The following is an 11,798-nucleotide window of genomic DNA, read 5'->3' on the forward strand; positions in this document are numbered from 1 at the left end:
TGGACACCGTCATGAATGCTTCCGGCGATACGCAGATGAAAGTGATCGGTCTGATCGGCGGCATGAGCTGGGAGTCGTCGGCGGAGTACTACCGTCTGATCAACGATGGTGTCAAAGCCGCGTTGGGCGGTCACAACAATGCCCGCAGCCTGATGATGACCGTCAACTTCCACGACATCGAAACCTTGCAGCACGAAGGGCGTTGGGACGAGTTGGGGACGCATATGGCCGATGCGGCCCGCAGGTTGGCTGCCGGGGGTGCGGATGTCCTCTTGCTGTGCACTAACACCATGCACAAACTCTGGCCCGTCGTGGAAGATGCGGTCGATATGCCGCTTATCCATATCGCCGATCCGACGGCCGTAGCGATCAGGGAGGCCGGATTTCATAAGGTCGGACTGCTCGGTACGCGCTTCACCATGGAGCAGGATTTCTATCGTGGGCGACTGGAAGCGCGGCATGGACTCGACGTGCTGATTCCCGGCGAAGCCGATCGGGCGATCGTCCACTCGGTCATCTACGACGAACTCTGTCTGGGCCGCGTGATGGAATCGTCGCGACGCGAGTTGCAGGGCATTGTCCGGGCGCTGGGCGAGCAGGGCGCCCAATGCGTCATCCTCGGCTGCACCGAACTCATGCTTTTGTTGTCGGCGGACGATGTGTCGATTCCCATGTTCGATACGACGGCCTTGCATGCGGATGCGGCAGTGCGGTTTGCGATCGGTGAGCCGATCTTGACGGGCCGTTGACGGCGGGAGCTTGCATGCTCGTCTTACGCCCCTCATGCTGGCGGCGGCCTGAAAAGCGGCAAGTCGTCTTCTCAACGATTTAAGGGATTGTCTGCGATGAGCACCAGCCCGGCCGAGCGCGACGAGCTGAATCTGCTGATGACGCTGGTCGGTCGCCGCGATCGGGAGGCGTTTGCCGAGCTTTACCGGCGTACGTCGGCCAGGCTGTTCGGTACGTGCCTGCGGATGTTGCACGATCGCAGCGAAGCCGACGAGGTGCTGCAGGAAACCTACATCACGGTCTGGCACCGCGCGGCGAGCTTCGACGCCACGAAGGCCAGTGCGATGACCTGGCTTATCACGCTGTCGAGAAACAAGGCAATCGACCGGCTGCGTCAGCATCGCGAAGAACGGATGGGCGACCCGGCGCAGATGGACGGCATCGCCGACGATGCTCCCACGCCAGCGGCCAACGCGGAGTCCAGCCAGGAATACCGGCGGCTGGAGCGCTGCCTCGAAGCCCTGGACGAGCAGCAGCGCCGTTCGGTGCGTGAAGCCTTTTTCTCGGGAGCTACGTATAAAGAATTGGCGGCACGCTGCCAGGTGCCGCTCGGAACCATGAAAAGCTGGATCCGCCGTGGCCTGTTACAACTTCGCACGTGCCTCGACGCATGAATACGACCGCCGACGACCACAACGAACTGCGCTACGCCGAGTACGTACTGGGTGTGCTGGACGCGGATGCGCGTGCGGCGGTGGCTCATGAAATCGAGACCTCCAACGAAGCGGCGACTGCGATCGCCTTGTGGCAGAGGCGCCTGGTTCCGCTTGCCGAATCGATTGCGGATATCGCACCGGCGCCTTATGTCTGGGTTCGTATCAGGGAGGCTTTGCAACTGGATGCGCCTGCGCGCGCCCGGCCGTCCACGGGCCTCTGGGAGAATCTGCGGCTGTGGCGTTGGATCGGTATCGGCGCGAGTTTCGCCGCTGCCGCGCTGGTGGTCGTGGTTACCTTGCCGCATCTGACCCGGTCACCTGTGGTCGAAAGTGCGGGCTACATGGCGTCGACCATCAAACAGGACGACGGCGTCACCGGCTGGACGGCGGCAATGGACCTACGGCACGCACGCATGGTCGTCGTTCCGGCGACGCCGGCGGCCATTGCCCAGGGACGCGCCACCGAACTCTGGTTGATTCCGCAGGGTGGAAAGCCGATTTCGGTGGGCTTGATCGCGCTGGACAAACCGACGACCCTGACCCTCGATCCGTCCTTGCTGGCACGACTCGGTCCGACCGCGGCGCTTGCCGTTTCGGTCGAGCCCACGGGCGGTTCGCCCACGGGCCAGCCGACCGGACCCGTGGTGGCCAAGGGCGCGATCAGTGCCGCGCCCGATGCCGGGAACCGGTCGGGCAGGGTATAAGCCAGCTTCCGTTCGTCGCGATGCGTCCGGCAAGCGATTTAGCGGATGCCCGCACCGCCGTGTCAGCAGACATTACTTATAGCGATTGATTTCTGTACCGATTGGTTTATTATATCGAATCACGACAAGCCAGCACGTGTGCATCGGCCACGCGCAAGCAGCCTGTCCCAACGCCCGGACACCCACGCATGACTTCCCGTTTCATGAGAGCGGCGATTGTTCTCGGCCTGTTGTCGGCCATCGGACCGTTCGCTATCGATATGTATCTTCCGGCGCTGCCCAGCATCGGAAAGAGCCTTGGTGCCGATGTCGGCACGGTGCAGCTCAGCCTGATGGTCTTCTTCATGTCGATGGGCGTGGGGCAGCTTATCTATGGCCCCCTGTCGGACATGATCGGTCGCAAGCGGCCGATCTACATCGGCCTGAGCATATTCGCGCTCGGCAGCGTCGGTTGCGCGATGGCGCCGGATATCCACACGCTGATCTTCTTCCGGTTCGTACAAGGCCTGGGCGCCTGCGCGGGCATGGTGATTCCGCGTGCGATCGTGCGGGACATGCACACCGGTACCGATGCGGCGCGGCTGATGTCGCTGCTGATGCTGATCTTCAGCGTGTCGCCGGTCCTCGCGCCGTTGACCGGTAGTCTGGTGATCAAGCTGGCCAGCTGGCGTGGCATTTTCTGGGTGGTGACGGGCGCTGCGGGCCTGGGTCTGTTGATGGTCGCCACCGTACTGAAGGAAACGCGACCCGTCGAACACCGCCGGGAGAGCGGCATCGCATCGGCGATGGCGGGTTACCGCACATTGCTGGGCGACCGTCATTTCCTCGGCGTGGTCTTCATCGGCGCTTTCGGCATCGCGAGCTTCTTTGCGTATCTGGCCAATTCGTCGTTCGTGCTGATCAACCATTACGGACTGACGCCGACGCAGTACAGCCTGGCGTTCTCGGTGAACGCGGTGTCGTTCATCGGTGCCTCGCAGTTCACCGCACGTTTCGGCGGCCGCTATGGCCTGAAACGCGTGGTGCGGACGGCGGTCATCGGCTACGCGGTCACCATGGTGCTGCTGGCGGCGATCACGGCGAGTGGCGTCGATCGTCTGGGCGTCATGATGGGTCTGCTGGTGGTCGGTTACGGCTTCCTCGGGCTGGTGATTCCTAGCTCCGCCGTGATTGCGCTGGAAGAACACGGCGCCATCGCAGGCACCGCGTCGGCGCTGATGGGTACCTTGCAGTTCGGTACCGGTGCGCTGGTGATCGCGGTACTCGGCCGTTTCATCGACGGCACGTCGTTGCCGATGGTCGTCGGTATTGCCGCATGCTCGCTGATATCGCTGACGTTTGCGCGCGTTACGTTGCGTGTCCGGAAGCCTGTCGTGGAGATTGTTTCGGCGACGGACTGACTGTTGTCAATTCCGTATCTTCAGCGAAGGTATTTCAACTTTTGGCAACAGCCGGGATGTGAAGTATCGATCCTTGTAGTAGACGATCTTGTCGCACATCACCGGATGCGGAATGCCCTCGTACAGGAATATTTCCTTGTTCGCGCCCATGGCCTTCAGTTCCTGAGGTAGCAGCAAGGCTCGCCGCTCTTCGCTATGACTGCGCGACACGTCCGAGCGTCCCCGTCCGCGGGTGACGCTCTCCCTGCGAACCGTGCCGTAACCGAGCATTTCCGAATAATCGCTCGCATCTTGCTGCTCGCGTGGCGCGAAGATGATCTGAAGCGCATGGTTGGTCACGATGGTTCGCGCGTTGTCGGCACCATAAACGGCATTGAGCTGCGACATGCTCTGAATGATCGGGACAAGTCGCATGTTGTAGCCGGCGATGTATGCAATGGCAGAGGCGATGATCTCCACCTTGCCAATCGCGGTGAACTCGTCCATCAAGAGCACGCACTGATACTTCAGTTCGGGATTTTTCTCCGGCAGTTCTTTCGTGTTGGCATTGATCAACTGGTTGAAGAACAGATTTACGATCAAGCGGCTTTCGGCAAGCTTGTTCGGCTGGATGCCGACATAGATCGTCATCTTCTTGCGACGGACATCGGCCAACTGGAAGTCGTTTTCGCTGGTCGCCGCATCGAGAATCGGATTGATCCAGGCATTCAGCGGTTCCTTGAATGCCCCAAGGACCGAGCTAAACGTTTCTTCCGCGTGCGAAAGCACGTTCGCGAAGGCGGTTCTGGCATCGGAGCTAAGGAAGTCCATTCTGGCCATCCGCTCATAGCTAGCTCGCAGGTCGGAGCCATCGCCGGACGACACCCGATACACCGCGCCGAGGGTCGGCTTTGTTCGTAGTTCCTGTGGGACGCCCGTTCTTTCATCGCTGTCCCATTGTTCGAAAAGGAAAAGCGTGAAAGCCATAAAAGCGTTGCGCGCCTCGCTGACCCAGAACTTCTGGTCTGCCGTCCCATCGGGATAGAACGCCGCCGCGATGCTCGCCAGTTCCGGCACACGGAAGATCGGATCGCTTGGAATATTGCCAATGGGATTCCAGCGGTGTGTGCGCAGGTCTTCGGCAAACGGATTGAACAGGTAAATTTCCTGACCCTGACTGGCCCGCCAACCACTTGTCAGGTCGAAGTTCTCCTGCTTGATATCCAGAGCCACCATGGATTCGGGGTAGTAGAGAAGGTTGGGCACCACCGCACTGACACCCTTTCCCGAGCGGGTAGGCGCAGCCAGGATCACGAACTGCTGGCCATCCAGCCAAAGCTTTTTCCGGCCGCGCTTGCCGATAAGAATGCCGCGCTTCGACGGTTTGAACATGCCGTGTTTTCGCAGGTCGGCGTTGGTCGCAAAGCGCGCGTCGCCATGTATTGCTCTCTTCTTTCGCCTGAAGATGGGCATCAACGAGGCGAGGAACAGCGCGATGGGTACGCCAAAGCCTAGAAGCCCGGCCCATTTGATCTTGGTCAGATGGGCATGGACTTGTGGCAAATCGAGCGCACGTATGTAGCTCAGATAGGTAGTCCAATGCGCATCGCTCACGTTTCGTCCGGCAAAAAGCATCAAAAGCATGCCGGATAGATACTCGCCGGCAATCAGCGCAGCTGAGGCCATTGTCGCGACAAGAAGCCACGTCCATGTTTTCATGAGTTCGTCCTTGAGCCGCTCCGCAAAGGGGGCGACTTCGAATTTGAGATTGGGGGTTCGACAGCCAGTTCGGTCACGACGGCATACAGTGCCTGCCGCGGAGGTGGATACTGCGTTGGTTACATGGACATCGACGGCCCGGAGCGACGCATGCTGAGGCTTCGCTCCAGCATCTGCTGCTGTTCCATCTGAAGACGCTGGAACTGCTGCATGGATTCACCCCACTGGGCGCTGCTCTGCTCGACGGATTGGCTGATGGCCTCGGCAACCTCCACCTGGGCACGCTGGCGAATCGGTGCGTGGGGGCTGCCCTGAGAAGCAAACACGCGGGTGCCATCGAGGCTGAGGTCGACGCGATCGATCTGTTGCAGCCCATCGCGGCGTGCGGCAAGGACAAGCGCGGCGGCGAGGTTGTCGCTGTACTCGTCGGCAGGGCGTTTCTGTGAGGCATCGATGGCCGCGATGCCACGGCGCGCCTGCTGGTACATCGTGTGATCGGGATGAGACGGGTGGTCGAGACGGATCGCGCGACGCGGGGTCAGTGGGTCCGGTCGGCGTAGCTGCTCAAGCGTGTCATCCATCGACTGATGCAAGGCACGGAACGGCGCCTCGATATCGTCATGCACGGCATCGAAGCCGTGACCGATCCGGTGGCCGATGTCCTGTGCGGCGTGGACCGTGGCATCGACACTTCGTTCGACCCGCTCCGCCACGGCATGGGCGGCGCGATGGACGCCTTGCTGCGCCAGGTCGATGCCTTGGGTGACCTCGCGGCCAAGGTGTTGCGCGCCGTGCTGTACGGCGTGCTGGGCCACCTCGATCCCTTCGCCGAGTTCGCGGCCCAGATGGCGGGCATCGGTCCACGCCTTCTCGACGGTACGGTCGGCCTGCTGCACGGCAACGTCAGCGGTACGCTGTATCGCGTCGCGGGTGACGTCGACGCTGTGCGCGATCTCGCGGCCGACGTACTGCGCGCCGTGAACCGTCGCGTCAAACCCTCGTTCCACCTGCTCGGCGACAACGTGTACCGTTCGCTGTGCGGCCTGCTGGGCCACGTCGACACCTTGCGACACCTCGCGCCCGAGGTACTGCGCACCTTCGCTGGCGGTTCGGGCGACCGTGTCGGCGGCGTGTTCGACGCGATGCCCGACCGCCGATACGGTGTGCAGCATGGCGCGATGCGCGGTATCGAGGCTGTGCCCGATGGTGTCCGTGGTGCGCTGATAGGCGTGTTCGGCCAGCGTGGCACTTAACCCCATCGTCTGCGTGAGGGTGGCCTGTGTTTGCCCGAGCGTGATAGCGCCGCGTTGCCTGATCGCCTCGACGGTGTGCATGGCGCCGTCGACATCGCCCCTCCACAGGTCCGAGGTTACCTTGCCGACCATGCCATGCAGGGTCTGTGCCTTATGAGCGGCTTCCCAAAGCGACGAGACCGTGTTTCCGCGCAGGGCATGGATATCGGCCCGGAACAGGCCGATGGCGCGGGCGTGATCGCGTGCGTTTTGTTCGTTGGCGTCGGACAGGTCCGAGAGGGTGCTATCGGGCGCACTGGGAGCGAAGTTGGTAATCGTATGCGCGGCGAAGCTGATCGGGGTGAACGGATTGCGGATGCTCGTTGCGGTCGATTGATCGTGATACCCCGCATCGGTCAGCCGCTGGATATCGCTGTCGGTCGCGTAGTAGCGCACGGAGCCGAAATGACGACTGGCCGCGCTGACCACGTCGGTGACGCGGACATGGTTGATGACCTGATCGCCGCCTTCGGGAATACCGTGTTGGAGATCGACGGCACCGTAGCCGTTGAAGGTCTCGCCGCACAGGCCGAATTCGTAGGCGGTGGCTTCGGCGAGGGCGCCGCCGAGGGAGTGGCCGGTGACGGTGATGTTGGCGCGGTCGAAGAGGTCACCGGCCTCATCTTTCACTTGACTTAGAACGACATTAGTAAATGCGCGAGCTTCGTCCAACTGAGCATTGTGACCGGCAACTACCATCCCTAAGTCGACCAAAGCATCCTGGACTACACCCAGTGATGTTTCGGTGCCACGATGGGCGATGATGATCTCGTGAGTATTGTGTCTTTCATATGCAGTTCCTTGATAACCGATCAAGGAGCCACGGTAAGTAGCGATAATTTTATAAAGATCGCCATCGACCAGATGGTTGTCTATCTTTTCGTAGTTTACATAGCTGTCTTTACTCAAAGAAGCATAGGCGCGTGTCGTCATAACCATTAGAAGGCCTTCCTGGCAGATAGCGTGATGGAGAACAATGAGTCTTGAAGTTCAGGTTTATACTTCGAGGGATCGGACCTGCCGAACGTACTCCGCTCCAACTGATTTCGTTGATAGTTTCCGCGATCAAAGTACGTGGGAACCTCCTTTCCCAAGAAGATTTCGTCAGGCGAAAGGCTAGGTGCGAGTGTCAGATTTCCAGTTCTCAGGACTGCCGTGATAGCAGTCATGGACCATTGGCAGACACCGAGGCCGAAATAGTCTTCGTTGATGATGCCGTCGAGATACGCATATCCTCGATATACACTCCCGGCGACCCGACGGAAATCGATCTTGATACGCTGCGTTTCAGGAGGAATCCGCAACGGGTTCAAGGGTGCTCCCGTGATGGGTACGCACGATCGGTCATTTACGCTGTATTGGGAGAATCCACTGATTTCATCGAACGGACCGGGCGCATCGTTGATCGTCAGAGTGATTTCGTAACGTTTCTTAGGATTCGGATTCTTCTTGATATCCGGTTTTGAAAGGAACGCGTCGATCTCTATGGAAAACAGGTAAAGCAGGGGTGCAAGCACCGCAGCAAGAAAGAGAAGTTTGATGACCTTCATGCGTTCTCGGCCAACGCGGTACTTAGCCTCATCGTATGTGTGAGGGTGGCCTGTGTTTGCCCAAGCGTGATAGCGCCGCGTTGCCTGATCGCCTCGACGATGTGCATAGCCCCGTCGACGTCGCCCTTCCACAGGTCCGAGGTCACTTTGCCGACCATGCCATGCAGGGTCTGTGCCTTATGAGCGGCTTCCCAAAGCGACGAGACCGTGTTTCCGCGCAGGGCATGGATATCGGCCCGGAACAGGCCGATGGCGCGGGCGTGATCGCGTGCGTTTTGTTCGTTGGCGTCGGACAGGTCCGAGAGGGTGCTATCGGGCGCACTGGGAGCGAAGTTGGTAATCGTATGCGCGGCGAAGCTGATCGGGGTGAACGGATTGCGGATGCTCGTTGCGGTCGATTGATCGTGATACCCCGCATCGGTCAGCCGCTGGATATCGCTGTCGGTCGCGTAGTAGCGCACGGAGCCGAAATGACGACTGGCCGCGCTGACCACGTCGGTGACGCGGACATGGTTGATGACCTGATCGCCGCCTTCGGGAATACCGTGTTGGAGATCGACGGCACCGTAGCCGTTGAAGGTCTCGCCGCACAGGCCGAATTCGTAGGCGGTGGCTTCGGCGAGGGCGCCACCGAGGGAATGGCCGGTGACGGTGATGTTGGCGCGGTCGAAGTCGGCACCGGCTTCCTCTTTCGCCTGATTCAGCACAAGGTTCGTGAAAGTACGAGCTTCGTCCAACTGGGCGTTGTGACCGGTCACGATCATGCCTAAATCGACTAAGGCATCCTGGGCTACACCCCTCATCGATGTTTCGGTACCACGATGGGCGATGATAACCTCGTTTGCATCTCTCCTTTGGTATGCCGTGCCTTGGTAACCTGTTAGTTGGCTGTGATGGATAGTCAAGATTTTATAGGTAATGCCATCGATTTCGTAATTTTTTCCACTCAATCGATCTTCGTAGGCATCTTTACTTGTTGCTGCATATTCTCGCGTTGTAGACATCACTGCATGTCTTCCTTGGCAGATAAGGTAATAGAGAAGAGGCTATTTCGTAGTTCTGGCTCGAACTTCGAAGGATCTGAGAAGCCGAACGTGTTTCGTTCCATTTTATTTCGCGCATAGTTTCCGCGATCAAAGTACGTCGGTATTTCCTTCTGCGAGGAAACCTCATCAGGCTGAAGCCCAGGGGTAAGCGTAAGATTTTTGATCTTCAGTCTTGCTACGACCCCAGTCATTTCCCAATGACAGATGCCGAGGTCGAAATAGTCTTCGTCGACAAATTGATCGGTGAACATCGTCGCTCGATACACGTTGTCGCTAACCCGATGAAAAATGAGCGGCGTATCTGTCTCCGGTACGTGACGAAGTGGATTCAACGACATTCCGGTGATGGGCACGCAATTTTGATTTTTTACCTCGTACTGAACAAAGCCGGTGACACTATCGAACGGACCGGGCGCATCGTTGATCCCCAGAGTGACTTCGTAGCGTTTCTTAGGACTCGAATTTTTCTTGATGTCCGGCTTTGAAAGTAGTTCAGTGAGACCCATGAAAAACAGATAAAGCAAAGTTAAAAGGACGACTGAGAGAAGGATGAACTTTGCTATAAGAAAGAGAAGCTTTATTACCTTCATATGTTGATCCGTTAGATCGGGAGGTCGGGGAGCATGGTCTCCTGGTTGGTCTTTGGCACTAGTCTCTGAACAGCGCGATTAGCTTTATGGACTGGCGTTCGCGGGATCAGTCGTTTGCATGCCGACTGACGCGGGTGCTGTGCTTCCCGCTGTCGCAAACGCTCGCGGGCATACACGGGTGAAAAGCATGGCTGAAGCAACGTTGAAGCAGTACGGATTCGTGACGGTGAACGTTCCAAGTTCCTTGCTTATGGGAGCCCAGCAATCTTGCGGGACACCAAATGTGCAGAAGAGAAATGGGTTGTTTCCGTAATACGGAATCGGCTCGTAGTAGCCTTGAGCTCGGGCACCAAAACTCACGACCAGCGCTATTCCAACGAGTAAGTTCTTTTTCATGGACGACCTGTTGTTCAAGGCACTTGAACGGGAAGACTGCACGCGGAGTAATACACGCGACAGGCCGCACCACTTTGAGGCTTGCAGATATTCATGCTTGACTCGATGGCATCGTTTAGCGTGGCACCTTGTGCCGTGGCATAGCCATCTTGACCGACAACCATCGCGCCGCATCCATTTGAGTAGGAAACTTGAATTTTGCATTTCTCCCCACCTTTTGACCGACAATCCTGAAGCGCCGTGTTCTCAGCACTTACTTGATTCGGTGTATTTAGTGACGTACCAAGAATGCCTTTATGCCCATCGGTGGCGATTGCGCCCCAACGAGATTCCCAGCGCGGAGGCGGCGGCCTTTGGGGCCGCCCCGAAGACATTGGCGCACACGAACTTATGTTCGTCCCACTGGCTGGGATCATGCCCGGCGGGCATCCACCCTCGGCTTGGGCGGCGTAGGGATAGCTGACCATCGTCGCCCCTACCAGCAGGTAAGACAGACACTTCATAATCAAGCCTTTGCAACTGCAAAACTTCATGCGCTGTGCCTTTTAATGGTGTCATTTTGTTGCGGCGCGTTGGTTCGTCCCATCGTGCTTGAACTATTGAATCCTGCCTCTGCTTGCCAATTTGGCGATGCTTGGCCTTGGGTATTTGCAGATGGCGCATACGACCCCGGTGGCTGTCCTTGCGGTCCGGGCTGGTTGTTGCTGTTGAACGCCGAGAAATGCATGAAGCTCCCCGCCGTGCCCTGAAAGAACGCCGCCGCCAGCGGTGGAACGGAAACGATCAATACGGTCAACAGAAGACCGAGGCCGCCTTGTTGCAGCGCCTGACTGGACAGACCTTCGGGGTCCGAACCGAAGATTTCATCGTTGATGAATTTCGCCCCCCACATCGCCCCGGCGACACGTAACGACAGGCTAAGCACCATGGCGCTGACCATGTTCAGTACCGCCATGGAGAACAGGGTGCCGACGCCGTACATCAGCCACTTACGGAACAGGTCTTTGGTCTGATCGAAGATCAGGCAGAGGATGAATAACGGTCCCAGTCCGATAAAGAGCGCGAGGGTGAACTGATAGAGGAGCAGCATCGCGCCAGCCGCCATGGGCGGGCTCGCTGTGCCGAAGCCAGCGAAGAGCATGGCGTGGGCTTTCTGCTCGCGGTTTTCGTCGTCGCCCTGGGGGACCTGCACCGCGTCGATGGCCGCGAGCGCGATCTGCGTGTAAGCCAGATTCTTGTCGATGGCTTTGGAGGATTCCTCGTGATCGCCCGTGACCAGGTAGTTGATTTCCTTGCCCACATCGACGGTCAGGAATGTATGCAGGTTTTCGCCGAACATCCCCATGGTCGTGGCGGTGACGACGATGAAGGCCGTGCGCGCCATCCGCTCGACGACGTGCACGATGGGTTCGCGTAGCTGGCCGGTGGTCAGGCGGTAGCCAAGGAGCATGACCCAGAGGGTGGTCAGGACCAATGCGATGCTGCTGGCCCAGGTCATGGTCCGGCGCATCAGGTCCATGCCGGTCGTGGCGATCTGGTGGTTCAGGTAGTTGTAGATCAGCTCGAAGAACAGGAAATCGCCCAGGTTCGCCGGATCGGCGAAGGCGATGGCTCCCGTCGGTACGTGCCACCCGGTGAGGAAGTTTGTCAGTGCGTCCATTCGTTTCTCGGATTCAT

At 58.8% G+C, this 11,798-nt stretch carries 11 protein-coding genes; 4 read left to right on the forward strand and 7 right to left on the reverse strand.

Going from position 1 to position 11,798, the window contains the following annotated elements; genetic code table 11:
* Positions 1 to 35: 35 nt before the first annotated feature.
* The 4 genes from AC3IR3_RS09730 to AC3IR3_RS09745 all read left to right on the forward strand — a co-directional run bounded on the left by AC3IR3_RS09730 (position 36) and on the right by AC3IR3_RS09745 (position 3,549).
* Positions 36 to 749 carry an aspartate/glutamate racemase family protein gene (locus AC3IR3_RS09730; RefSeq protein ID WP_489196901.1) on the forward strand — a complete coding sequence of 238 codons (714 nt, stop codon included), beginning with the start codon at positions 36 to 38 and terminating at the stop codon, positions 747 to 749.
* A gap of 96 nt (positions 750 to 845) precedes the next feature.
* The gene (locus tag AC3IR3_RS09735; RefSeq protein WP_489196681.1) at positions 846 to 1,403 is read left to right on the forward strand and encodes a sigma-70 family RNA polymerase sigma factor; all 558 of its coding nucleotides are present in this window, start codon (positions 846 to 848) and stop codon (positions 1,401 to 1,403) included.
* On the forward strand, positions 1,400 to 2,149 hold the full coding sequence (locus AC3IR3_RS09740) for an anti-sigma factor (RefSeq protein ID WP_489196682.1): 750 nt from the start codon (positions 1,400 to 1,402) through the stop codon (positions 2,147 to 2,149). Before AC3IR3_RS09735 ends, AC3IR3_RS09740 begins: the two co-directional genes overlap by 4 nt.
* Before the next feature lie 188 nt (positions 2,150 to 2,337).
* Positions 2,338 to 3,549, forward strand: coding sequence for a multidrug effflux MFS transporter (locus tag AC3IR3_RS09745; RefSeq protein ID WP_489196683.1), 1,212 nt, complete (start codon positions 2,338 to 2,340; stop codon positions 3,547 to 3,549).
* Positions 3,550 to 3,555: 6 nt separating this feature from the next.
* Here AC3IR3_RS09745 and AC3IR3_RS09750 read toward each other — a convergent pair whose 3' ends face one another.
* The 7 genes from AC3IR3_RS09750 to AC3IR3_RS09780 all read right to left on the reverse strand — a co-directional run bounded on the left by AC3IR3_RS09750 (position 3,556) and on the right by AC3IR3_RS09780 (position 11,781).
* Positions 3,556 to 5,247 (reverse strand): type IV secretory system conjugative DNA transfer family protein, encoded by a 1,692-nt coding sequence (locus AC3IR3_RS09750; protein ID WP_489196684.1) that lies wholly within the window; start codon positions 5,245 to 5,247, stop codon positions 3,556 to 3,558.
* 119 nt (positions 5,248 to 5,366) lie between these two features.
* Positions 5,367 to 7,478: an XVIPCD domain-containing protein gene (locus tag AC3IR3_RS09755; protein WP_489196685.1), complete on the reverse strand. Its 2,112-nt coding sequence runs from the start codon at positions 7,476 to 7,478 to the stop codon at positions 5,367 to 5,369.
* Entirely contained in the window at positions 7,478 to 8,089 is a 612-nt protein-coding gene (locus AC3IR3_RS09760) for a hypothetical protein (protein WP_489196686.1), read from the reverse strand. The genes AC3IR3_RS09755 and AC3IR3_RS09760 overlap by 1 nt, the downstream gene beginning before the upstream one ends.
* Positions 8,086 to 9,093, reverse strand: coding sequence for a Tle-like phospholipase domain-containing protein (locus AC3IR3_RS09765; protein ID WP_489196902.1), 1,008 nt, complete (start codon positions 9,091 to 9,093; stop codon positions 8,086 to 8,088). The genes AC3IR3_RS09760 and AC3IR3_RS09765 overlap by 4 nt, the downstream gene beginning before the upstream one ends.
* Positions 9,093 to 9,725 carry a hypothetical protein gene (locus tag AC3IR3_RS09770; protein WP_489196687.1) on the reverse strand — a complete coding sequence of 211 codons (633 nt, stop codon included), beginning with the start codon at positions 9,723 to 9,725 and terminating at the stop codon, positions 9,093 to 9,095. Before AC3IR3_RS09770 ends, AC3IR3_RS09765 begins: the two co-directional genes overlap by 1 nt.
* 410 nt (positions 9,726 to 10,135) lie before the next feature.
* Positions 10,136 to 10,654, reverse strand: coding sequence for a DUF4189 domain-containing protein (locus tag AC3IR3_RS09775; RefSeq protein WP_489196688.1), 519 nt, complete (start codon positions 10,652 to 10,654; stop codon positions 10,136 to 10,138).
* The gene (locus tag AC3IR3_RS09780; protein ID WP_489196689.1) at positions 10,651 to 11,781 is read right to left on the reverse strand and encodes a TrbL/VirB6 family protein; all 1,131 of its coding nucleotides are present in this window, start codon (positions 11,779 to 11,781) and stop codon (positions 10,651 to 10,653) included. The genes AC3IR3_RS09775 and AC3IR3_RS09780 overlap by 4 nt, the downstream gene beginning before the upstream one ends.
* Between the last annotated feature and the right edge of the window lie 17 nt (positions 11,782 to 11,798).

Source organism: Luteibacter sp. GL_149, assembly GCF_057834065.1.

Excerpts from the sequence above, each read along its gene's own strand:
- AC3IR3_RS09750 (WP_489196684.1), bottom strand. The coding sequence starts at position 5,247 with ATGAAAACATGGACGTGGCTTCTTGTCGCGACAATGGCCTCAGCTGCG.
- AC3IR3_RS09735 (WP_489196681.1), top strand. The coding sequence starts at position 846 with ATGAGCACCAGCCCGGCCGAGCGCGACGAGCTGAATCTGCTGATGACG.
- AC3IR3_RS09740 (WP_489196682.1), top strand. The coding sequence starts at position 1,400 with ATGAATACGACCGCCGACGACCACAACGAACTGCGCTACGCCGAGTAC.
- AC3IR3_RS09760 (WP_489196686.1), bottom strand. The coding sequence starts at position 8,089 with ATGAAGGTCATCAAACTTCTCTTTCTTGCTGCGGTGCTTGCACCCCTG.
- AC3IR3_RS09730 (WP_489196901.1), top strand. The coding sequence starts at position 36 with ATGAAAGTGATCGGTCTGATCGGCGGCATGAGCTGGGAGTCGTCGGCG.
- AC3IR3_RS09775 (WP_489196688.1), bottom strand. The coding sequence starts at position 10,654 with ATGAAGTTTTGCAGTTGCAAAGGCTTGATTATGAAGTGTCTGTCTTAC.
- AC3IR3_RS09755 (WP_489196685.1), bottom strand. The coding sequence starts at position 7,478 with ATGGTTATGACGACACGCGCCTATGCTTCTTTGAGTAAAGACAGCTAT.
- AC3IR3_RS09765 (WP_489196902.1), bottom strand. The coding sequence starts at position 9,093 with ATGTCTACAACGCGAGAATATGCAGCAACAAGTAAAGATGCCTACGAA.
- AC3IR3_RS09745 (WP_489196683.1), top strand. The coding sequence starts at position 2,338 with ATGACTTCCCGTTTCATGAGAGCGGCGATTGTTCTCGGCCTGTTGTCG.
- AC3IR3_RS09770 (WP_489196687.1), bottom strand. The coding sequence starts at position 9,725 with ATGAAGGTAATAAAGCTTCTCTTTCTTATAGCAAAGTTCATCCTTCTC.
- AC3IR3_RS09780 (WP_489196689.1), bottom strand. The coding sequence starts at position 11,781 with ATGGACGCACTGACAAACTTCCTCACCGGGTGGCACGTACCGACGGGA.